The sequence below is a fragment of the Bacteroides neonati genome (genome assembly GCF_000499785.1).
Classification (GTDB): Bacteria; Bacteroidota; Bacteroidia; order Bacteroidales; family Bacteroidaceae; genus Bacteroides; species Bacteroides neonati.
Genome location: NZ_HG726020.1, coordinates 741,371 through 763,909, shown reverse-complemented (window position 1 = coordinate 763,909; position 22,539 = coordinate 741,371). Strand labels below are relative to the sequence as shown.

The 22,539-nt window shown below is 41.2% G+C and carries 16 protein-coding genes and 3 pseudogenes; 13 read left to right on the top strand and 6 right to left on the bottom strand.

Annotated features, from left to right (window positions below; all coding sequences use genetic code 11):
- Nucleotides 1–646 precede the first annotated feature (646 nt).
- The gene (locus TY03_RS06220) at nt 647–1,510 is read left to right on the top strand and encodes a DUF6845 domain-containing protein (protein WP_042368296.1); all 864 of its coding nucleotides are present in this window, start codon (nt 647–649) and stop codon (nt 1,508–1,510) included.
- A gap of 125 nt (nt 1,511–1,635) precedes the next feature.
- A complete protein-coding gene (locus TY03_RS06215; protein WP_074434150.1) occupies nt 1,636–2,103 on the top strand; it encodes a lipocalin family protein in 468 nt (155 codons plus the stop codon).
- 6 nt (nt 2,104–2,109) lie between these two features.
- Here the strand turns inward: TY03_RS06215 and TY03_RS06210 are convergent, their stop codons facing one another.
- The gene (locus TY03_RS06210; RefSeq protein ID WP_042368294.1) at nt 2,110–2,712 is read right to left on the bottom strand and encodes an RNA polymerase sigma-70 factor; all 603 of its coding nucleotides are present in this window, start codon (nt 2,710–2,712) and stop codon (nt 2,110–2,112) included.
- 171 nt (nt 2,713–2,883) lie between these two features.
- Here TY03_RS06210 and TY03_RS06205 point away from each other — a divergent pair, with 171 nt between their 5' ends.
- The 9 genes and pseudogenes from TY03_RS06205 to TY03_RS06165 all read left to right on the top strand — a co-directional run bounded on the left by TY03_RS06205 (nt 2,884) and on the right by TY03_RS06165 (nt 16,337).
- A complete protein-coding gene (locus TY03_RS06205) occupies nt 2,884–3,870 on the top strand; it encodes a FecR family protein (protein WP_042368293.1) in 987 nt (328 codons plus the stop codon).
- A 266-nt stretch (nt 3,871–4,136) separates the two neighbouring features.
- Nucleotides 4,137–6,086 (top strand): annotated as a pseudogene (locus tag TY03_RS06200) (SusC/RagA family TonB-linked outer membrane protein); the annotation flags it as partial.
- Nucleotides 6,087–6,209: 123 nt separating this feature from the next.
- Nucleotides 6,210–7,493 carry an IS1380 family transposase gene (locus TY03_RS06195; RefSeq protein ID WP_042366226.1) on the top strand — a complete coding sequence of 428 codons (1,284 nt, stop codon included), beginning with the start codon at nt 6,210–6,212 and terminating at the stop codon, nt 7,491–7,493.
- 185 nt (nt 7,494–7,678) lie between these two features.
- Nucleotides 7,679–9,034: pseudogene (locus tag TY03_RS06190) on the top strand (TonB-dependent receptor domain-containing protein); the annotation flags it as partial.
- Between the two features lie 10 nt (nt 9,035–9,044).
- On the top strand, nt 9,045–10,616 hold the full coding sequence (locus TY03_RS06185; RefSeq protein WP_042368292.1) for a RagB/SusD family nutrient uptake outer membrane protein: 1,572 nt from the start codon (nt 9,045–9,047) through the stop codon (nt 10,614–10,616).
- A gap of 23 nt (nt 10,617–10,639) precedes the next feature.
- Complete coding sequence (locus tag TY03_RS06180; RefSeq protein WP_042368291.1) at nt 10,640–11,731, top strand: glycoside hydrolase family 18; 1,092 nt, start codon at nt 10,640–10,642, stop codon at nt 11,729–11,731.
- Nucleotides 11,732–11,752: 21 nt separating this feature from the next.
- Entirely contained in the window at nt 11,753–12,910 is a 1,158-nt protein-coding gene (locus tag TY03_RS06175) for a DUF1735 and LamG domain-containing protein (protein ID WP_042368290.1), read from the top strand.
- Between the two features lie 27 nt (nt 12,911–12,937).
- On the top strand, nt 12,938–13,966 hold the full coding sequence (locus TY03_RS21415; RefSeq protein WP_052332405.1) for a BT_3987 domain-containing protein: 1,029 nt from the start codon (nt 12,938–12,940) through the stop codon (nt 13,964–13,966).
- A 169-nt stretch (nt 13,967–14,135) separates the two neighbouring features.
- Complete coding sequence (locus TY03_RS06165) at nt 14,136–16,337, top strand: DUF4838 domain-containing protein (RefSeq protein WP_042368289.1); 2,202 nt, start codon at nt 14,136–14,138, stop codon at nt 16,335–16,337.
- 119 nt (nt 16,338–16,456) lie between these two features.
- Here TY03_RS06165 and TY03_RS06160 read toward each other — a convergent pair whose 3' ends face one another.
- From TY03_RS06160 to TY03_RS06145, 4 genes are all read right to left on the bottom strand, one after another.
- On the bottom strand, nt 16,457–16,642 hold the full coding sequence (locus TY03_RS06160) for a hypothetical protein (RefSeq protein WP_042369216.1): 186 nt from the start codon (nt 16,640–16,642) through the stop codon (nt 16,457–16,459).
- Between the two features lie 170 nt (nt 16,643–16,812).
- A complete protein-coding gene (locus tag TY03_RS06155; RefSeq protein WP_042368287.1) occupies nt 16,813–17,331 on the bottom strand; it encodes an FUSC family protein in 519 nt (172 codons plus the stop codon).
- Between the two features lie 3 nt (nt 17,332–17,334).
- Nucleotides 17,335–17,850: a PepSY-like domain-containing protein gene (locus TY03_RS06150; RefSeq protein ID WP_081713057.1), complete on the bottom strand. Its 516-nt coding sequence runs from the start codon at nt 17,848–17,850 to the stop codon at nt 17,335–17,337.
- A gap of 87 nt (nt 17,851–17,937) precedes the next feature.
- A complete protein-coding gene (locus TY03_RS06145; RefSeq protein ID WP_042368283.1) occupies nt 17,938–19,044 on the bottom strand; it encodes a tetratricopeptide repeat protein in 1,107 nt (368 codons plus the stop codon).
- Between the two features lie 309 nt (nt 19,045–19,353).
- Here TY03_RS06145 and TY03_RS06140 point away from each other — a divergent pair, with 309 nt between their 5' ends.
- Both TY03_RS06140 and TY03_RS06135 read left to right on the top strand, forming a co-directional pair.
- Nucleotides 19,354–20,019 carry an SGNH/GDSL hydrolase family protein gene (locus TY03_RS06140; protein ID WP_042368281.1) on the top strand — a complete coding sequence of 222 codons (666 nt, stop codon included), beginning with the start codon at nt 19,354–19,356 and terminating at the stop codon, nt 20,017–20,019.
- A gap of 246 nt (nt 20,020–20,265) precedes the next feature.
- Nucleotides 20,266–20,586: pseudogene (locus TY03_RS06135) on the top strand (hypothetical protein); the annotation flags it as partial.
- A 365-nt stretch (nt 20,587–20,951) separates the two neighbouring features.
- Here TY03_RS06135 and TY03_RS06130 read toward each other — a convergent pair.
- Entirely contained in the window at nt 20,952–22,460 is a 1,509-nt protein-coding gene (locus TY03_RS06130; RefSeq protein ID WP_042368280.1) for a M48 family metalloprotease, read from the bottom strand.
- Nucleotides 22,461–22,539: the final 79 nt, after the last annotated feature.

The window sequence follows — 22,539 nt, the reverse complement described above, 5'->3', positions numbered from 1 at the left end:
TTATATAATTTATGTTTTTCTTTTTGTTTGTTAGTATAAAGCTGTTTTTATGGCTGTTAAGGAGATGCTATATTGCTGTACCTCATGATAATAAAGCCGTTTGGGCTAATTTTTCAACGTTCGTAAATCTCCGGAGATTGGCTGGCGTATATATTTCAGTACTTCGGATACAGCTAATATGCGTTTTCAATATCTTGTGGCGTTGTGATTTTGGCTAGTACGTCTGCGCAAATCAATCTTCTTGCAGTGCCTTTTGTTGTTATCTTCTTAACTTTCGTTATCGCTTTTAATTGTCGTGTTAAAAATTAACATAAACGCAGTCCTGTGTTAATAAGCCGATTCTACTATTAAACCATGTTATATTATAGTCTGTTTGTGACTGAAAATTTGCATGTTATATCTGTTTATGTATCTTTGTATCATGTTTTTTTCATAAGTATTAGATTTAAGGTTAACGAAAAGTTGGTTGCTCGTGAGAGTAGCCAACTTTTGTGCTATAGGGTGGGTAAGATTGCATTTTATTGAATATTCATTTTAATGTATCTTTTCTTGCCTTCTTGAAAGCAAAAGAGGTTTTATTTTGTTTTAGTTGTATTGTTTCTATTTTCAATGCATATAGTATTTATAATTAATTAAACAAATTGTTATGAGAAAGATTGTTTTGTGCTTCGGCACACTCATTAGCCTCTTTTTATTGCTCTCTTGTTCGGGCAATAGTAATAAACAGGCAGGCGTCCCAGCTACCATGGCCGAATTGCAAAAAGCAAAAGAAGTAATTAGCTATTATAGTACTTCTCTGGAAGTGCTGAAAAACCTTGTGAATGAAAAAGAGATTAATGCTCTGTTGGATTATATGAACCTTAAAGGGAAAGCACCTGCTGTTCCTACCATCGTAGAACCGATGATTTCGCCCAAGGACAGCGCTATATTGATGAAGCCCGACAGTTGTTTCAATGCAGCCACACGTCGGAACCTGATACAGAATTATGCAGGACTTTTCAATACCCGTAACGAGTTTTATATGAATTTTGATGCTTATCAAAATTTCATGAAAGAGAAGAATGTGACGGAAGCCGACAAGCTATTGCAGGCTAATTATCAATTAAGCATAGAAATGTCTGAGTACAAACAAAATATTTATGATATTCTGACTCCGTTTACGGAACAAGCAGAACAAGTGATATTAGCTGAGAATCCATTGAAAGAACACATTGTAGCTATTGGTAAGATGTCTGGCGAAGTACAAAATATTATCAACTTATATGCCGGTAGACACGCCATGCGTGATGCCCGTATCAATGATGATGTAGCCAAACTAACCAAAGAGTTGGAACTTGCTAAAAAACTGCCTGCAGTGCCCGGTCATGAAAAGGAGATGAAGGATTATAACCATTTTCTGACTCAGGTGGAAGCGTTTTTAAAAGTATTGCCTCAGGTTAGAGCCAACGGTGCTTACAGCGAATCAGGGTATGATATGTTGATCAATTCCTATGGATTAAGTCTTGACTGATTACATCACTTGCGAGTATGAATAATTGCTTACTCTTATTATTTGAGAGGTGATGTATGGTAGATCATCTCTCAAATAATAAGAGTAAGCAACTGATATGTGAATCGATATATAACAATAAGCCAATGATAAAGACACCTCTTACCGAAGATATACACACCGTTCCGTTTGTTGACTTAGAGCGCTACATGGGAGTATGGTACGAGATATCGAGCTACCCTCAGTGGTTCGAGAAGGGTATGACCGATGTGTCGGCTCTTTATGTACTTAAAGAAGACTATGTTAAAGTGATTAACTCGGGCTATAAAAATGGTAAACTTAAGAGGGCTAACGGTCGTGCTGTGATTGTTGAAGGCTTTGGAAACGCCCGTCTGAAAGTGAGTTTCTTCCGCCCCTTTTATGGTAAGTACTGGATTATCGATTTAGCTTCCGATTACTCTTGGGTGGTAGTTTCTAACCCCCGGCGTTCTACTTTATGGGTATTATGTCGTACAAAGACGATGGATGAGTCGCTATATCAGCCTATCATAGATCGGTTGCAGTCAAATGGTTTTGATACGTCATTGCTAATTCGTATGCAACATAATGGATAAGCTGTTTTAAAGGAGGAATTTATTCCAATAAGAAAACAAAAGGAACAGGGGTAAGTAATCTTTCAATTCTACTCTTAATATTTTTAAAGCTTGCGAGATGCGATAATTTACCGTTTGATGCGATACATTTAGTTTTTGAGCTATTTCTTTGTGCGTCATGTTCTCCTTTCTATTCATCTCATAAGCTTGTCGGAATTCGAATGAAAGTTTGCTAAGTGCGTGCTCGTATACTTGAAACAATTCATTGTTCAGGTATAGGTCGGGTGAAGTAAATTCGCTTTCGTATTTGTCGGCAATTTCTTGGTGCACCCGGCGTTTTATTTCAAGGTGCGAAATACGGTTCAGCGCTTTGTTCTTGACAATCGTAAAAAGGAGTGTTTTCAATGTTAGGTGAGCAACCAGTTTTGTTCTGTTTTCCCATAGCCACATCATGGTGTCTTGTACGATTTCTTCGGCTTCGGCCGCCGCTACATACTGTGAACAAAATCCGCACAATCCGCGGAAGTAGTAACGATAAACATCATCAAATACAGTCTCATCACCTCTGTTTAAGGCAGTGATAATGGCTTCGTTGTCTTCAACATTCGATTTTAGGTAAGTTTGGGTCATTCTTTTATTCCATATATCTTAAGCAAACGTACTCTAAATTTCGCGATCAGCAAAATGATTTTTAAATAAATATATATTTTTTGTTTCTGGTTTAGTATCTTTGTCCTCATAAATGTATTACCTATTGAAATAGGTATTATATGTTAGGTAATAACCGTTGTTTGGAAGATAATGGATGAGTCGATTTTAATGAATTACCTGAAGGGCAAAGCCAGTCAGGAAGAGTGCACTCAGGTAGAAGCTTGGTCTGAAGCATCGGCTGCAAATAGAAAAACACTCGAAGATCTGTATTACATACTTTTTTTAAGCGATCGGGAGGCTGCTATGAATGCGGTAGACACCGAGAAGTCTCTTGCTGTATTCAAAAGGAGTCTTAAGAAAAAAGAGCTGAAGCCGAAATTCTTCTTCGGCAGGAAGAGATATGTTGCGAATGTAGCGGCTTTTCTGATAGGGGCTGTTTTTGCCGTTGGTGTCTTTGCCTGGTATTCCCACAAACATGCAGATTCTTACATCGTGTCTACCGAACCGGGGCAGCGCGCTCAGGTTCTTTTGCCCGATGGTACACATGTTTGGTTGAATTCTTCTACTCAATTAGCTTATAAGAAGGAATTTTGGAGCAATAATCGTTCTGTCGATTTAATTGGAGAAGCTTACTTTGAGGTGAAGCGTAATGAATATACTCCTTTTATAGTGCATAGTAAAAACATCAATGTGTCGGTATTAGGTACTAAGTTTAATGTACGTGCACATGCTACCGAAGAACGTGTAGTGACTACTTTATTAAGTGGTTCAGTGTGTGTAGACGATCCTAATATTGCAGGTGAGGGTTTTATTTTGAAGCCGGGACAGACATTGGATGTGGATGTAAAGACACGTAAAGCGGAATTAAAAGAATATGCAACTCCTGCAGATGTTCTTTTATGGATTAATGGCAAACTAATATTTGAGCAAGCTACTGTGGCTAATATTGTGGCAGCTTTGGAGAAGCATTTTGATGTGCATTTTATATTTGTTGATAATCAAATTAAAAACGAACGCTTTACCTGTCAGTTTTCAACAGATGATCATATTGAGGATATATTGGCTGTTATATCATTGACAGATCGGTTGACGTATCGAAAAGAAGCCAAGCAAGTTTATTTGATGAGGAAAAAATAAAGAACGGAAGCTATTAAAAAAGTGCCATACCTACATGTTTTAGGTGTGGCTCTTTTTTTATGCAAAAAATATTCGTTATATGTTTTAGTATATAAAACGACAAAACTGTATTATAATAAAATTGAGAAAACTGTATTGTTAAACAAAAAATCTAATGTATGAATAGTGCTCCTTAAAAAAAACTTTCTTTCTATTGATAGCTTCTCAAGGCTTATCAATATAGACATTTACTATTTAAAACATTTCACTAACTTAAAATGTACAAAATGAAGAAAAACATGAAACACAAGTTTCAGTACTTGTTATTTTTTCTATTGTCGATTCCGGCTTTTGTTGTTGCTTCGGCGCAAGAGGCCCGCATAAATATCGACGTAACCAATGCTTCGCTCGGAAGTGTATTAAATGAAATAGGGCGGCAAACATCGCTCTCTGTGGTTTACAGCACGAAGGATGTTAATCCGGATAAAATGGTTTCTATTAAAGCCTCGAATGAAAAAATCATTTCGGTCATGAATCGTTTGTTTAAAGGTACCAATGTCTCTTATTCGGTGGCAGATAAACATCTGGTTCTTTCCAGTAAGGGGAAAGATGACATGTCGGTAAATCAACAAGTGAAGCTCACCGTAACAGGAAATGTATCAGATGCCAAAGGCGAACCACTTATTGGAGTTAGTATATTGGCCAAAGGTGCGGCCAACGGAACTATTACAAATATCGATGGAAATTTCTCTATTGTAGTGCCCAAGGGTGATGTTATCGAAGTTTCGTATATTGGATATGCATCGCAAGATATTCGTATAATGGACAATAAGCCTTTGAAGATTGTCATGCTCGAGGATACGAAAGTTCTTGATGAAGTTGTCGTTACTGCTCTGGGTATTAAGCGTTCGCAAAAAGCGTTGAGCTATAATGTACAGGAGGTGAAAGGCGATGATTTGACAACTGTAAAAGATGCCAACTTTATGAATGCATTGGCAGGCAAAGTGGCCGGTGTGAATATCAATGCCTCTTCATCAGGTATGGGTGGTGCTACGCGTGTTGTGATGCGTGGAGTCAAGTCTATCTCTTCAGACAATAATGCATTATATGTAATTGACGGTGTACCTATCTTTAATGTAAATAACGGCTCAACCGCAGGTCTCTACTCAACGCAACCTAAAGGTGAAGGTATCTCGGATATTAACCCCGACGATATTGAAAGTATGTCGGTGTTGAGTGGTCCGGCAGCAGCGGCGTTATACGGATCGACTGCCGCTCAAGGTGTAGTGCTGATTACAACAAAAAAAGGTAAAGAAGGACGAGTGAGAGTAAATATTTCAAATAGCACAACCTTTTCTAAACCCTTTATCATGCCTCAATTCCAAAACCAATATGGAAATCAACCGAATACTTTCATGAGTTGGGGCGAAAAAGGAACAGCTACCGACTATAATCCAGAGAAGTTTTTCAATACAGGTGTGAATGTGCAAAATACCGTTTCTATGTCTGTAGGGACGGATAAGAATCAAACCTATCTTTCGGTTGGTACAACCAATGCGTCCGGATTGATCGTCGATAATAAATATGATCGTTATAATTTTAATGTGAGAAATACGACTAGTTTTCTTGATAACAAAATGACGCTTGATGTTGGCTTTAGTTATATCATTCAGAACGATCAAAACATGATTGCACAAGGACAGTATTTTAATCCACTTCCGGCTGTGTATTTGTTTCCACGTGGCGAAGACTTCAACGCTGTCAGAATGTTTGAAACTTACGACGAAGGCCGTAAAATCAATGTTCAGAACTGGAACTGGGGTGGACAAGGCATGCAGATGCAAAACCCATACTGGATTGCCAAACGTATGCAACATGGTTCAAAAAAACAACGCTATATGGCCAATGCCACTTTGAAATATCAGATACTTGACTGGCTAGACGCTACCGGACGTGTACGTGTTGATAATGCGAATGCGGATTATGAAGAGAAGCGTTATGCATCCACTAATACATTGTTTGCCAGCGAAACAGGATTCTATCGATTTGATAAATCAAATGATCAGCAAGTATATGCCGATTTGATGTTGAATATAAATAAACGTATTGGAGACTATTCAATTGCAGCCAATATGGGTACTAGTTTCACACAGACTTCTTCCAGTATTGCCGGCTATCAAGGTGCTTTGGGAGCAATGCCGAATGTTTTTAATTATTTCAATATCGACCTTAAATCCGCAGTCATATTATTTTCAGAGAATCCAAACACTTGAGGATGAATAACATCCTCAAGGTTTGGTTATGTCACAAGATTCACCTAAATTAGTGCTACCAAACAAACCATAAAGGTACTTGTGCATATGACAACAAAAATAGCCATAAAATCAGATAATATCACTCCTTTTGGGGGTATATTTTACGCAATGGATGAATTTTCTCGTTTAGGACTGAATTCCGTGATCGATAAATCTTTAGGATTACGTTCTTCCTACGCCGGTTACCAATATAGCGAAATTATTTCGAGCCTATTTTGGATCTACTATTGCGGCGGTGACCACATCGAAGATATCGGCAAACACCTTGGCAAACATCTTGAATTACGCCCGGATACTGAAATCCCCAGTCCGGATACTTTATTGAGAGGCATAAAAGAACTCGCAGAATTGGATATCCACTATACTTCCCAAAAAGGAGCAAGCTATGCTTTCAATAAGGCGGAACAGCTTAATAGTTTGATGCTCGATATGCTCCTTCAAACAGAACAACTCAAGCCAAACACGCTTTATAACTTGGACTTCGACCACCAGTTTATTCCCACAGAAAAGTATGACACTCAGTATTCTTACAAGAAAAAACGTGGTTATTTCCCCGGCACGGCAACTATTGGTGGTAACATTGTTGGTGTGGAAAATCGGGCCGCAAACGCAAATGTCCGTTTTCGTCAAGCGGATACGCTCCAACGGACTTTTCGTCGTTTGGCCGATAGGGGAATATTCATAGACCGTTGCCGGATGGACTGTGGTTCTTATTCGGAAGAGATTATCCGTATGACACATGGCTACTGCAACAAGTTCTACATACGAGCCGGCAAATGTCAGTCTCTGTATGAAGAAATGACGAAAATCACAGATTGGAAAAAAGAAGAAATCAACTTCGAGAATTATGAAGTGACCTCCATACCTTTTACTTCCTTTTTGCAAGAAGAAAACTACCGACTTGTTATTCAAAGGCAAAAGCGTAAGGACAACCAATTGGACCTATTTGATGGTGAATACACCTATCGGTGCATCTTAACCAATGACCATGAAAGTTCTGAAAAAGACATTGTACTCTTCTACAATGCTCGTGGAGCCTGTGAAAGAACATTCGACATGATGAATAACGATTTCGGGTGGAGTCATCTTCCCTGTTCATTCCTCAAAGAGAATACAGTATTCCTGCTACTTACAGCCATGGCTAAAAACTTTTATGCTTACCTTATTGAGAAGGTTGCAGCCGTGTTTGAAGATATTGAACCGGTAAGCCGAGTCAAACGATTTATCTTTCGATTCATTACAGTTCCTGCGAAATGGGTAAAGACAGGCAGACAATGGGTACTCAATATTTATTCCGACAAACCATACAAGTTGCTTTGGAGTCCGTAAAAACAACTTTTCGTGGGATTACTTATGCCTTCAGCTAACTGGGGAAAGGGGAAGCTATGCCCTATAACCTGAAATCAAGGAGAAAAGCAGGGGGAAAAGCTACGAGTAGGAACTATTAGGTGAATTAAATCGCTATTTGAATCAGTTATAAATTAGCTGCGGATTTGAGGATCGATAAGAATGGACGCGATTCGTATCCGGTTTTTGCAGGAGCACCGAAACATCGTGTTACTTCTATCTTTGCCAGCGTAGAAATGGGATGGAAAAGTATGATTTATCTGACTCTGACAGGTCGTAACGACTGGGACTCTTCCTTGATCGGCATGCCCGACCGTTCGTTCCCTTATCCTTCTATCGGTTTGTCGGGCGTTATTAGCGAAATGGTTGACCTCCCCCAATTTATTAGTTATCTAAAGATACGTGGTTCGTACGCTTCTGTTGGTTCGGGTATCCCTAATGGGCTTACCTCTCCTTTTTCTTATAAGTGGGATCCGGCTACAGGCAAATGGAATACCAAGTCTTATCGTCCGCTCGATAAGTTATATCCCGAAAGAACCAATTCATGGGAAGCAGGATTGAATGCCAAATTCTTCAATAATAAATTGAATTTAGATGTAACCTGGTATCGTTCAAACACTAAAAATCAGACTATTACAGTTCCTTTGTCTGCGTCGTCTACTTATACCGAGATGTATGCACAATCGGGTAATGTACGAAACTGGGGTATGGAGTTTGCTCTTGGATTTAACGAACGTTGGGGCGATTTCGGATGGAACTCTAATGTAACCTTTTCGTTCAATAAAAACAAGATCACCTCGTTGTTAGATCGTTATCTGGCGTCCGATGGTAATTACTATTCAATCGATCAAATCAGAAAAGGTGGAAATGACGGTTGTCAGTACATCCTGAAACCGGGTGGTACGATGGGCGACTTGTACGTAACTAACCGTTTGAAAAGAGATCAAGAGGGCTATGTCTGGATTAATCCGGATACTAAAAATGTAGAATCAGAAACGCTGACTGATCCCGAGAAGGTAGGTAGCGTATTACCATCAAGCAATTTGGGATTCCGTAATGATTTTAGTTATAAAGGTATCAATCTTGGTGTGATGGTTTCGGCTCGTTTTGGAGGTATTGTTATGTCTCAAACACAAGCTATTCTTGATCAGTACGGTGTTTCGCAACATAGTGCAGATATACGCAACAATGGTGGTGTTCCGGTTAATAATGGGGTGGTAGATACACAGAAATACTTCTCTGTTGTGGGTGGATCCAACGGTATTCTTTCTCAATATGTATACAGCGCTACTAATGTGCGTTTGCAAGAAGTTTCTTTGGGGTATACATTGCCCGCTAAATGGTTCAACAATAAACTGAATCTGAATTTATCTCTTGTAGGACGTAATCTGTTGATGATTTACTGCAAGGCACCGTTTGACCCCGAATCTACTGCCTCTACAGGTACATACTATCAAGGTTTGGACTATTTTATGCAACCAAGTTTACGTAACTTCGGCTTCAGTGTTAAATTTCAATTTTAAATCGAAGACAATGAGAAATAAATATTTGATAAAAGTGATGGCCTTGGGCTCTCTGTTTGCAGGAGCTTCTATTTTAGGCTCATGCATGGATGATAGCAGTTTGAATCGTCCGATCGGACAAGTCTCGAAAGAGGATTTCGAAGGAGATAATTATTTGTTGGGAGCATTTTTCCCTCAAATGACCGATTTTGTTGTTTCGGCTCAGGAGAACAACTATCAGATGGACGAAAATCTGGTGGGTGATATGTATAGCCGCTACATGATGTTTACGAACGATGGTTGGAGTGCAGCCAAGAACCCACCTCTGTATGTGGTTCCTACCAGTTGGTACTCTGCTCCGTTTCAAGATATTGTACCTGGTTTTTATCAGGCATGGAGTGAAGTAAAGGAACAGACCAACGGCGAAGGTATTTATTGGGCTTGGGCACAATTGCTTCGCGTGGCAGTCATGCATCGCGTTACCGATATGTATGGTCCTATTCCTTATTCAAAGATCAACAACAAAGACCTATATGTAGGATATGACAGCCAGGAGGAGGTATATAAGCATATGTTTGAAGATTTGGATTATGCTATTTCAACGCTCACCGACTATATTGCTGCTAATCCGGGCGCAGCTCCGATGAAGAAGTACGATAATGCCTACGAAGGCGATTTTACGAAATGGGTAAAGTTTGCTAATTCATTAAAATTACGTTTGGCAGTTCGTATTCGTTTCTCCAATCCTACACTGGCTAAGCAGAAAGCCGAAGAGGCTGTTGGGCATATGATCGGTTTGATTACTTCCAATGCCGATAATGCCAGCTACTATTATGCAAAAGGCAATCCGCTCAATGTGATGTGGGATGCTTATGGAGATGCTCGTGTATGTGCAGACATTCTTACTTATATGCAAGGCTATAAAGATCCTCGTCAATCTAAATACTTCCGGAAAGTAACTAGTGATACATGGGGAGATATAACATATGCCGGTATGCGTTCGGGTATTAATATAACTCTTCAAGCTGATGCTCGTAAATTTTCTTCTCCTGCTGTAGCTAAGGCAGATCGTTTGATGTGGATGAATGCTTCCGAAGTAGCATTCCTTAGATCAGAGGGAGCTTTGGCCGGTTGGAATATGGGAGGAACTGCTCAGAGTTTTTATGAAGAAGGTATCAAACTATCCTTCGGTCAATGGGGAGTAAGCGGAGCAGATACTTACCTAGCGGATGGCACGAGTACACAGGCCAACTATACTAATCCTAGTTCTATCACAGCGGGTCCATCTACTAATGCTGTTAGCACCATTACTATCAAATGGAATGATGGAGCTTCAAGCGAAGAAAAGCTAGAGCGTATCATCACACAGAAATGGATTGCTCTTTGGCCGTTGGGACAAGAGGCGTGGAGTGAAATGAGACGAACCGGTTATCCGAAAGTTTTTGATCTGGTCGAAACTCCAAAGTATCCGGTAAAGATACCAAATCGTTTGCCATTTTCGTACAATGAGTACACTACCAATAAGACGAATGTCGAAGCGGCAGTTACACTTTTGGGCGGAGCAGATACATATGCTACAAAACTATGGTGGCAAAGAAACTAACTAATACTAAATGAAATTGAATTATGAAAAAGATATTAAGCAGAGTCATACTGCCATTTTTAGGCTTGGGTTGCATGATTGCCTCATGCGATGATTGGACTGATCTGGAACCCCAAATAAAAGAAAACTTGTTGGAGTCGAACAAAACGCCTGAATATTATGAACAATTGCGTGCTTACAGAAAATCCGATCATCCTATTGCATTCGGGTGGTTTGGTAACTGGAGTGGAAAAGGTGCTAGTTTAGTTAACTGTATGGCTGGCCTACCCGATAGTGTGGATGTAATAAGTATGTGGGGTGGTTGGAAAAATCCAACAGAAAATATGCTTAGAGATTTGCGATTAGTACAGCAGCAAAGAGGAACCAAAGCGTTGGTTTGTTTCATTGTGTTGGAAATGGGCGATCAGATTACTCCTACTGAGCATGCCGGTAGTCGGGATGATCGGCATAAGTTTTGGGGATGGGTAGATGGCGATGAAGAAGCGATCAGAGCTTCTATCGTAAGATACGCAAATGCCGTATGCGACACTATTGATAAGTATAATTATGACGGGTTCGATTTGGATTGGGAACCGAGCTATGCACAGCCTTTCGAAACAAACAAAGAAATGGCGTATAATGGCCGCATTGCTCTTTTTATCGAGACCTTGTCTAAGCGCATAGGACCTGCTTCGGGTACAGGACGCATACTCGCTATAGATGGAGAGCCCGAACATAGTGAAATACCCGCCGAAATGGGTAAGTACTTCGACTACTTTATTTCGCAGGCTTATGCTGCTACGGGTGAATCCGGACTTAATAATCGCTTAAATAGAGTTATCTCACATTATAAAGGTGTTTTAACTCCGGAGGAGTGTGCCGCTAAGTTTGTTGTTTGCGAAAATTTTGAGAGCTATGCGCAAACGGGTGGGGTTTCATTCACTACACCCGATGGAAAAGTCGTACGGTCGGTAGAAGGTATGGCACGATGGAATCCTGTCATTAACGGTCGTAAAGTACGTAAAGGCGGTGTCGGTACTTTCCATATGGAGTATGAATTTACCGTATCGGGCAAAGAAGGAACGTATCCTTTCTTGCGTAATGCCATTCAGATAATGAATCCTTCTGTTAAATAGTTTACGAAAAAGAAGAAGATTATGAAAAAGATATTTGACTTTAAAATGATGTCGGCAGCAACATTAGCACTTTCCTTACTCCTCTTCGCAGGGTGTAATGATGCCGAATATAAGGTAATTAATGATGCTATTTACTTGTCGGAAGCTTTTGTGAGCACTTCCAAAAAAGTAACAATTGATATGGAGTCTCCTGTCGTAGTAACAGCTACGGTGAGGGCTACTGAAAAGGTCACTCACGATGTAAACGTTTCGTTAGATGTGAGTCAAAGTGCATTGGACGCTTTTAACAAAAAGAACGGTACGGAATATGTTTTGCTTCCCGACGCATGTTATGAGTTTGCCGAAAAATCGGCAGTAATACAAACGGGCAAAGTTGGTGCTAGTGTAACCCCTATTACCATAAAGCCTATCACTCAGGAAATGCTTGATACGGGGAATAAATATGCGCTACCGATTAGCATTGCTCAGACAAATGGCGATGTTATGAATAGCCTAAGCACAATGGTTTATATCCTTGATCCGGTCATTATTACTTCGGTTCCGGTAATGACTGGTAGCAAACCGGCTACATTGGCCATGAGACAGGATTACAGCCTGTTGCAATGGTCGGTTGAGTTCCGTGTTAACATGAGTATGTTGGGTACCGGTATCGGTCAGCTAAACAATCAGGCAGTCTTTGGTGCTTTTGGAGGCGATGAAATCTATATTCGTTTCGGCGATGCTCCTATAGCCGGTAATATTTTGCAGGTTAAAACATTGGGTACTCAAATTAACTGTCCCACGCCGTTCAATGCTAAGCAATGGTATCATTTGGCATTTGTATGCGATGGACCTAAACTAACTATTTATATTAATGGTAAGGTCGATGCAGTGCTCGATTTACCCAATAGACCAATTGTGTTGAGTAAAGATAAATTTGGTCTTTGTGGTGGAGGCAGTTACCTAAGAGCGGATGTTATGATGAGTGAGCTTCGTTTCTGGACCAAAGCTATTTCTCAAACGCAAATACAGAACAATATGTTTACTATCAACCCGAATACAGAGGGACTCGAAGGCTATTGGAAGTTGAATGAAGGCGAAGGGTCTACATTTAAGGATGCAACCGGCCACGGAAACACGGGTACTGCTACCAATGGAGTGGTAAGATGGGAGCATGGCGTCAGATCGGATGGAAAATAGTAATAATGTATTAAACACTTAGTAAAAATGAAATTAAGAAATATAATTTGGAGAGCTGCGCTTGCGCTGTCTATACTGCCTTGCTGCGTTGCATGCGATAATGAAGAGACTATAGCTGTACCGTCTAAATACTACATCGGAACAGAAATAGATCCCTCAGATGCTTATGTTGTATCATTGATGCTCAATAAAACAGAGAATGTAGTCACCGGAAGCATACAGCCAAAATATAGTTTTATTGTTCGCTCTACTATGCCCGCTCCCAACGATGTACAAATCAATGTTACTCCCGATGATGCGTTGGTTGCCAGTTATAATACAGCGAATAAAACGACCTATGCTTTGCTGCCCGCCGAGAACTATACGCTTACCAATAAAGCGACCATTAAGTCCGGAGCATATTCCTCAACCGATTCTATTTCGGTTTCTTTGGCAAACGTGAATACGTTGACTAGCGATAATGGTTATTTGCTTCCACTTCGTCTTTCATCTGTCGAAGGTGGAAATAGCGGTACTATCAGTTCAAACAGAAGCGTTGTGTATGTAAAGGTAAATGTAGCTCTTTCCTATCCGGGCAATTTACTTTTTAAAGGGACTGAGGCATTATCCGGTCTTACCAATATCAAGCGGACAGATTTTGAGATTAAATGTGCCGCACCGGCTTATGACGACTCTTATTCAATCGCATATTTGCTGGATGGCAATAACAATAGCTCTTATCTACGATCAATAGGAGGTGCTGCTCCTATTGAAATAGATATGCACGCGGCGCATACCCCTAAAGGGCTATCGATTACAGCAGGATATGGAAAATATTCCTATTCAAACTACGCATTGAATAAGTTCCAGGTTTTGGTTAGTAAAGATGGTGTAAAATGGGTGAGCTATGGCGAGACTTCTATCGCTCAACCAGCTCAGGGAGGTTCTTCGGCTGCCAATCCGTTTATTCAGTATATTGAATTTAAGAAATCGAGCGAGGCGCGTTATGTACAGATTAAGCCATTAACCGCCTATGGTAACTTTATAAATTTATCGGAAATAAATTTATTTGAATAAAGTAAACCTTTCTATATTACTCTTTATGATGGAATTATAGAAAGGTAATCGATAACCTTAAAAACTCCTGTTCTTCAGTTTACAATGAAAGAACAGGGGTTTTTTGTTAGTATATTATTCCTTTCAGTTGTATTATATATAAATAGATAACCTTTAATTGAAATAAAACATGAATCGACTCTTTTTGAAACTGTGCTTTTTCCTTTTTGTAGCTATCCTGAGTATCCAACTTAGAGCCCAGGTATCTTTGGTGAAAAAAGGAAAACCAACTGCCCGTATTATCCTTTCGGACGATACATCTGCAGAACGTACAGCAGCTAATCTTTTGCAGAATTTCATTCAAAAAATAAGTGGTTCGTCTTTGCCGATACATTGTAATCAGACTGCTAAAAAAGGTGATGTGCTGATTAGTAGTCACCAAGAGTTACCTTCGGTAACTTCTGATGGTTTTTCACTTTCTACGCAGCATGGTATCTTGAAAATCAGTGGCGGCAATGACAATGGTGTTGTTTATGGTGTAGTGACACTTCTCGAACAATACCTTGGGGTAGACTACTGGGGCGAAAACGAATACTCGTTCACTCCCCGAAAAACCATTACCCTTCCGCTCATCGACAAGATCGATAATCCGGCTTTCCGTTATCGGCAGAGCCAGTGTTATGCCACCCGTGATTCTCTGTATAAATGGTGGCATCGTCTCGAAGAACCCAGCGAGGTTTTTGCCGCGACCTATTGGGTACATACGTTCGATAAACTGCTGCCATCCGATGTATATGGCAAAACTCATCCCGAATACTACTCCTTCTTTAAAGGGAAACGTCATCCGGGCAAAGCCAGTCAATGGTGTCTTACCAATCCCGATGTGTTTGAGATTGTATCGCAACGTATCGACTCCATCTTTAAAGCCAATCCCGATAAGCACATCATCTCGGTAAGTCAGAACGATGGAAACTACACCAATTGTACGTGCGATTCCTGCAAGGCGATCGATGATCGCGAGGGAGCACTCTCGGGTAGTGTCATTACGTTTCTCAACAAGCTGGCAGCACGCTTCCCCGATAAAGAGTTTTCGACCTTGGCCTATCTCTATACCATGAATCCGCCCAAACACCTCAAGCCGTTGCCCAACGTCAATATTATGCTTTGCGATATCGATTGTAACCGCGAGGTCTCGCTTACCGAGAATGCTTCGGGACGCGAGTTTGTGAAGGCAATGCAAGGATGGTCGGCCATCACCGATAATATTTTTGTTTGGGATTACGGTATCAATTTTGATAACTATCTCGCCCCTTTCCCTAATTTTCATATTTTGCAGGATAATATACGCCTCTTCAAGCAACACCATGCTACGATGCATTTCTCGCAGATTGCCGGTAGTCGGGGAGGCGATTTTGCCGAACTGCGTGCCTATCTCGTATCGAAGTTGATGTGGAATCCGGAGGCGAATACAGATTCGCTCATGCAGCATTTTCTGCACGGGTATTATGGCGAAGCAGCTGCTCCGATCTATCGCTACATCAAGGTGATGGAAGGTGCATTGATCGGTAGCGGACAGCGGTTGTGGATTTACGATTCGCCCGTGTCGCACAAAAAAGGAATGCTTAAGCCCGAACTGATGAGGCGGTACAATGCCCTGTTTGATGAGGCCGAGAAAGCTGTGTCGGGAGATGAAAGGCTGTTGAAGCGTGTGCAGCGTGCCCGTTTGCCTTTGCAGTACTCCGAACTTGAAATAGCCCGTACCGAAAACGAGAAAGATCTCGACGATATCAACCGAAAACTCACCCTGTTCGAAGAACGTGTAAAGGCATTTAAAGTACCTACCCTGAACGAGAGAAATAACTCTCCGGTAGAGTATTGCCAACTATACAAAGAACGCTACATGCCTCGTGCCCGGCAAAGTATTGCTTTGGGAGCTAAAGTGAGTTACCTGACCGAACCCACAGGAAGATATAAAGAGGTAGGAGAAACGGCACTCACCGACGGGCTCTTTGGCGGTTCTACCTTTGTAGAAAGCTGGGTAGGCTGGGAAGGAAAAGATGGCGCATTGGTGGTCGATCTGGGACAATCGAAGGAGTTTCGGAGCATCGAAACCGATTTTCTGCATCAGGTTGGACAGTGGATTTTGTTTCCGCTTCGGGTCGTTTACTCGTATTCGGATGATGGTGTTACCTATACCCATTTAGAGACTCACAACCTGCCCGAAGATCGTTCGATCGAAGTTAAGTTTCGTGGCATTCGCAGCGAATCGCCGCAACCCATTCGGGCACGTTACATTAAAGTAGAGGTAACAGGTACCAAGGAGTGTCCTACATGGCATTATGGCGTAGGCCATCCGTCGTGGTTTTTTATGGATGAAATAACGATATTATAAGGTTGTTAACGATTGTTTTTCAGTGATGACAAGAGTACGTACTTTTGCTATGCAGGAGTACGTATTCTTTGATACCAAAAGTACGTATTTAACATACCGTTAAATACGTACTTTTGTTTTTATTGATTATCAGCTTTTTGTTGCGGCTGGTCTTTAGCCGGCTTTTCTGTTTCCACAACTTTAGGGGTAGGTTGTGCGTTAGCGACTGTTTTTTTCTTGGCTATGCCAAACTTACGCTCCTTTTCCCATGCTGCCTTTCTCGCTTCGTATTCAGCATATTGCTTCTCTAAATAATTATCTGCCATTTCTGTAATGATTCGTTCCTTTTTTTGTGCCTGATGGGTACACAAGCACATTGGTTTCTGCTCCAAATATACATAATATTTGAAATGAAAAGTAGAAGAAAGGACAATTATTTTTCTGCTTCTTCAAATCTGATAACTTATTTGGCTACACGGTTTCCATCTTTTCCCCATTAAGTAAGCTTAGATTTTATTACTTCGACCAACCAAGCGATAGCAATGCCTATACCTGCTCCGAGTACTGTTTCTAAAAAACGCAATGAGCTGTTGACTATTGGAGAGATGTCTGGAGTTCTCTGAGAAATAAGCATGATCACAATTAGAGCCATGGTTGCCATTTTACCATTATCAGGAATACTCAGTATCATACAAATAATTTCTAGGATGAAGACGGTTCGAATAAATCCTGTGATCGAGAAAGGAAATAACAGAAGATAAATCGTTGCAATAATGGCCCCGATAAATGTCCCTAATACTCGGAGCCATCCTTGCCTAAGTGAAGTTTTTAGGTCTACTTGGAGCGTCACTACACAAGCTATCGAAGCCAGCATAGCACCCCAATAGCGAGACTCACAATGGAATCCTCCTGTCAAATAGAAACCAGCCAGATAGGACAATAACACCGCGACACTTTTGGCCGCAGCCATTGTTAGGTCTATCTTATGGAGTATTGTTGATATTTTGATACTCATCTGTTATTCATAATACTTTCGGTGCTCTTTATCTTGATCGCATAGATGTGACTTTTTCATCGGTTTGCCATTTAGGTCAAAACAATAAGTCTTGTCTTTTTTCAAATCGGCCTTATATCCTTTCTGTGGATTAAAATGTAGATCTTTGACTTTACGCAATGCTCGTTTCTCTTTCAAATGCTTATAGATTGTCTCCGGAAGGAGGCTCCTAAGAATGCTTTCGGATAAAGTTGCCTTATCGGGTGCTTCGACTTCAAGCCATTGCCCTGTCGATAGCAGCTTCAAATCATAGCCATTGTTCAATTCTATGTCATAGACATTTAACAAGGTCTTTAGCTGAATACTTTGTATCGATTCGGTTGGGAAATAACGATTAAGAAAGACTTTAATATCTTTCGGGAGAGATTGCTGTGTTTCCGAGATACTCACAACAGGACCAACTTGGGCAAATGCAAAACTGGTACTTAGCAGCGTGGCAAAGAGTAGAGATGCCATCGATTTAAAAACTCTTACTTTCATAACTTTCACGTTTTAAAATTAGTATGCCGGTCTATAACACACGGGCATTCCTATTTGTTAGCTGAATAAGTAAGATAAATTGCTGTTTTATTTCTGCTCGTTTAGTTTTTTGATACCCAAGTGATGCCCTGCCTCTGCTGCTTTCTTATACCATATCATTGCTTTATCCGGATTGGGAGTGTCTACCCATCCCTCTTCATACGCTTGCCCAATGCGATAGAACGCATAAGGATCGGTCGATTTTCGGTAATATTCCAATGCCTTTGCCAGTGACTTCTTGATATGAACTCCCCCTTTGCGATAGAGATCGCCCATATTGGTTGGGGCATAGAGCGAATCGCCTTCGTTGTATGCTCTCATAAACCATTCGGCAGCTATGCTGCCATCCGCTGCTACGCCGATTCCTTCCTGATAGATGGTGCCAATGTCATTGAGAACGACTCCCTCTACCTTTTCACCAGTCAGATAATTGTTGGCAAGCAGCAGCAGTAAGTCTACATCTTCCCGGCTATAACTCTCGAAGGTCTCTTCTCCATTTAATTGCCATGATTTTACGCGTCCGATGGAGCGGTGCTGCGGAATATTCACATCGTACTCTTCGTGCGTTTTGAGCAAGGCGCTTTGGCTTTCTTGCTTAATTTCTTCCGCTGTTGAAACGGGCAGCAGGTTGTGCTGCATCATATATTGAATATATCCATAGATGCGGGGAGTGGCCGAAGTAAGTGTTACCCCAAAGCGGCTGAGCGTATCGACGGACACGTAAGCTGCTCCCTGCAAGGATTGATGGATGTAGTATTTGGGAAAGATCGTCAATGAACCCTTCAAACGGGCTATTTCATCGGCGATGGCACCTTCCATCCACTCTTCATTCAGTAGTTGATAGATCGTATTCTCTCGGCTTGTTTCTTCGATGGAGCCTTCTAAAAAGTGAGCCAGCGAATCTGCCAGATAAGGAAAAAGCTTATAATCTTCTACCGAAGCCAGATCGTCCATGGATAGAATATAGGTGTACGGCTTTTGGTAGGTAAGCGTATAAAAAGTAGTCGATGAAGAGGGGCTGTAAAAATACCATACATGCCCATGCGCTGTCGGGGTATCGAATAGAAGTTCGAGCGTATCATCTAGGCTGATGAACCGAACGAAAGCTGCGAAATGGAGCGGTGCTGCGGAATGGATACGTAAATTGCTAGGCATAGAATGGGCTGCTTGTATTTAAAATAGGAGGCAAATTTACGGTAAAAAAACGAATCTACCCTACCCATACCCTATAATTCAAAGCAAGTTCGCAGCATACTGTGGAATGGGTAAGAGGATAATATAATCTGAACGTGTATACTTCTTTGAAAAAAGCTGGCGAGCTTTTTGTGAAAGGCCGCCAGCTTTTTTCAATTTCCCGCGGGCTTTTTTTTAAAGACCGTCAGCTTTTTTATAATCTCCTTATTTTTTGTTAATTGATTGATAATCTATTTATTATTTACTACATTTGTCTAAAAAAAGATTACTATGAAACGATTAAAATGTTACATCCTTACGATTGTTGCCCTTTTTAGTTTGGCCGGTTATGCTCAGACCGATCCATTGAACGGCAAGCGCATTGCTGTTATTGGAGATAGCTATGTAAAGAATCATGTAGATCCTATGGAGAATACGTGGCACTATAAGTTTGCCCGTAAGCACGGTATGGAATATTTCAACTATGGTATTAACGGTAGTAGCATGGCATATACCAGCCCGCGTTGGGGAACGGCAATGTACATTCGCTATAAGGAAATGCCGGACAATCTCGACTATGTGTTCGTTATCGGCGGACATAATGATAGCTCTAAGCTCGACTCTATTGGTGGTCTTGATGTATTCAAGGAAAGGGTAGGCATTCTTTGTCAAGGGCTTATCGAAAGATATCCCGCTGCCAAAATTTACTTCTTCACCCGGTGGAACTGCAAAGACTTCCAAGGGAGCAATGCGGAGAAGATAGTCGATGCCATGATCGAAGTTTGTGGGAACTACAGCATTCCCATACTCGATTGTGCAAGGCAAGGAGGAATTTATGCGCATAGCGATGCTTTTCGAAAAATATATTTTCAGTATCCCGAAGATAATGCACACCTGAACTCGAAAGGGCATGACCGCTTTTTGAATGTAGCAGAAAGTTTTATTTTGGCGCATTGATACAAAAGAAAGTCATTCCTCTCTGAATGGGGTGCCATCTTCATGACGAACCGAGCGTATGTTGTGTATAATTTCCACAACTTGTGTACCAATCCTCACTGTTTCCCCAATAGTGTGCTATTGCTGTGATTCTGTATATTACTGATAACTAGTGGTTATGCTGTTTTGTCCGCCTTGTGGCACGCCCTTTGCTTTGTAATTAGCATAAGAGTTTAACAACAGTATCAACATTAAAAACATACGATTATGAAAAAGTTATTAGTAGCAGTAGCAGTAGCAATGGTCATGGGATTGGGAACTTCAGTAGCATTCGCTTCAACATCGGTAGACAGCACGGCTGTTGCACAGTCTCAACAGAACCCACAGGATGAGTTTAAGAGTATAGAAGTCAAAGAGCTTCCATCGGAAGTAATGAACGCATTGGCCAAAGACTTTGACGGTGGAACAATTAAAGAGGCTTTCGTCGCTGAGAAGGCATCGGGCAAAATCTTTAAGGTAGTAGCCGTAGCAAAAGACGGACAGGAATCAACCGTATTCTTCAATGAAAAAGGAGAGGCGGTATCAGAAAAAGGTGAGTTGATTCAGCAATCCCAGGCTCCGGCACAAGAAGAACCAGCTGCACCGGAAGAGCCTACCGCACCGGAACAACCCGCTGAATAAACATTAGCAAGACTTCATACTAAAAAAGGCAACTCATTTTCTGAGTTGCCTTTTTAGTATGATGCGCTTTGGGTATATTATTCATGCGACTATACAAGGTGCTTAGAAAAGAACTTAGATTTCTTGCTATTTGACCTTGTTTGAAAGGAGTGTATAAATGGTACGCTTCTAACAGTTGTTTCTCTGCTTTCTTATAATATTTTGCACCTCTTGCTATCTTGTTTGCTCCTTGCCAAGACAAACTCTTGACTAGAGATAGTGTGTCTTGTTTATTAAAGTATATTGATGCGTTGTAGTAATTTACTGGCCCAACTCGCCTCTGCCGCAGCCCAACCGGCTTCGTTGCTGCCGGCTATTTGTTGTTGATAGTCGGCAATCAAGTTCATATACTCTTTGAGTGCTTTAGATGCTTGCGATTGTTTGTTCATGCGCAACAGAAGTAGAATCTCTTGTTTATAAGCGTTCAAATTGGGTACGTCGCTCATCTCCTTCGCTTTTTGGATAAGGACTAAACTTTCTTGGTTAGCCTCGGGCGTATTGTAAAGGCTCATGTTGGCTTTGGATAGAATGATGTAGTCATCGTCTGAACAGACTTTGTTGTCGATGTTCTTTCGAGCCAATCGGGTGGCCGATTCATAGCGCTTATTGGTTTGTTGCAAAATGGCATTATAGGTAGTAACCCCCGACATGGCCTTAAGATAGGGTCTGTTATCGATCTCTTGCGGTGCGGCCAACCGAGCAATGCGTTTGTCTAGTTCTGCATAGTTGCCATAACGTGATAGTTTGTAATAGTCGCGCTCTGCCAGATAATAGTTTTTGATCTTTGTTAGTGCCGAGGCAAGTGCTCCCGGCTCAATTTGTTTGCAGGCTAAGAAGCGTTGGGCTATTTTGTCGGCTTCTTTCTCTTGATTGCGGGTATAAACCATTCCGAAGCGATTGCTGATGCGTGTGTTGATGAGGCTGGCAATGAGATCGGCAGCGATGTAAGTGGTGCCGGGAACATAGTATTCGTATCGATTGTACAAGGCCTGATCCAGTCCTTCGGCAGCGGCCGATAGTACATTTCCCCAAAACTGGGCTCTTAGAGCACGCGTTTCGGCTTTGGCGGTGTTGATCACTTGATGATCGAGTATGTAGTGAGCCATTTCGCTGGCGATGATAGCGGTCAGCTCTTCGGAGGAGTCGAGGGTGGAGAGAAGTCCGGTACTGATCAATAAAGCTCCATTAGGTAGCATGTATGCATCTGGAACAGGCGATTTGAGTATGCGGATGCTGAGCACTTCGGGACGTTTGTTGGATACACTCAGTGGAGTTGTTTGCGCAAAAAGTGCTTGCACATAATCTTCGATATAGGCATCCTCATACCACAGATCGGATAGCTCCGAAAGGTATTGATTAGCTTCATCGTTTAACTCTTCACGCAGCTCATAACGATACCCTTTGCTGTCGTAATGTTGATACATTTCGTGCTGTAAGAATATACTTTGCCAAAATTGTTCTTGATCTTCGGGCGTGAAGTTGATTTTATTCGCAATATCTGCCGGGAAGGGGTGCTGAATTCCATTTACTTCTATGGCCATCATGATACCGTTGGTGTTCACATTGGGCTGGTTGCTCATTTTGATCACTTTTCGGAGTACTACGGGTGTACCTTTGGGGAAGTTGCCGTAATCACTTTTCAATATACCTCTGACGGCTAAGGCATCGCTGAGGTCTTGGCGTTGCGCATAGGTGCACATGCTCACCAAAACTAGAATAAGCGAAAGTATCAGTTGTTTCATAGCTCCTTTATTCAAAGCGTTATTATTACTTTAGTATGGCGAAGATACTAAAGTAAATTTTGTTTGGCGGTTGGCTTTT

Bases quoted from the DNA above. Each gene is read 5' to 3' on its own strand.
- TY03_RS06220 (WP_042368296.1), top strand. From the start codon at position 647: ATGAGAAAGATTGTTTTGTGCTTCGGCACACTCATTAGCCTCTTTTTA.
- TY03_RS06145 (WP_042368283.1), bottom strand. From the start codon at position 19,044: ATGCCTAGCAATTTACGTATCCATTCCGCAGCACCGCTCCATTTCGCA.
- TY03_RS06150 (WP_081713057.1), bottom strand. From the start codon at position 17,850: ATGAAAGTAAGAGTTTTTAAATCGATGGCATCTCTACTCTTTGCCACG.
- TY03_RS06165 (WP_042368289.1), top strand. From the start codon at position 14,136: ATGAATCGACTCTTTTTGAAACTGTGCTTTTTCCTTTTTGTAGCTATC.
- TY03_RS06215 (WP_074434150.1), top strand. From the start codon at position 1,636: ATGATAAAGACACCTCTTACCGAAGATATACACACCGTTCCGTTTGTT.
- TY03_RS06130 (WP_042368280.1), bottom strand. From the start codon at position 22,460: ATGAAACAACTGATACTTTCGCTTATTCTAGTTTTGGTGAGCATGTGC.
- TY03_RS06205 (WP_042368293.1), top strand. From the start codon at position 2,884: ATGGATGAGTCGATTTTAATGAATTACCTGAAGGGCAAAGCCAGTCAG.
- TY03_RS06140 (WP_042368281.1), top strand. From the start codon at position 19,354: ATGAAACGATTAAAATGTTACATCCTTACGATTGTTGCCCTTTTTAGT.
- TY03_RS21415 (WP_052332405.1), top strand. From the start codon at position 12,938: ATGAAATTAAGAAATATAATTTGGAGAGCTGCGCTTGCGCTGTCTATA.
- TY03_RS06210 (WP_042368294.1), bottom strand. From the start codon at position 2,712: ATGACCCAAACTTACCTAAAATCGAATGTTGAAGACAACGAAGCCATT.
- TY03_RS06155 (WP_042368287.1), bottom strand. From the start codon at position 17,331: ATGAGTATCAAAATATCAACAATACTCCATAAGATAGACCTAACAATG.
- TY03_RS06185 (WP_042368292.1), top strand. From the start codon at position 9,045: ATGAGAAATAAATATTTGATAAAAGTGATGGCCTTGGGCTCTCTGTTT.
- TY03_RS06180 (WP_042368291.1), top strand. From the start codon at position 10,640: ATGAAAAAGATATTAAGCAGAGTCATACTGCCATTTTTAGGCTTGGGT.
- TY03_RS06195 (WP_042366226.1), top strand. From the start codon at position 6,210: ATGACAACAAAAATAGCCATAAAATCAGATAATATCACTCCTTTTGGG.
- TY03_RS06175 (WP_042368290.1), top strand. From the start codon at position 11,753: ATGAAAAAGATATTTGACTTTAAAATGATGTCGGCAGCAACATTAGCA.
- TY03_RS06160 (WP_042369216.1), bottom strand. From the start codon at position 16,642: ATGGCAGATAATTATTTAGAGAAGCAATATGCTGAATACGAAGCGAGA.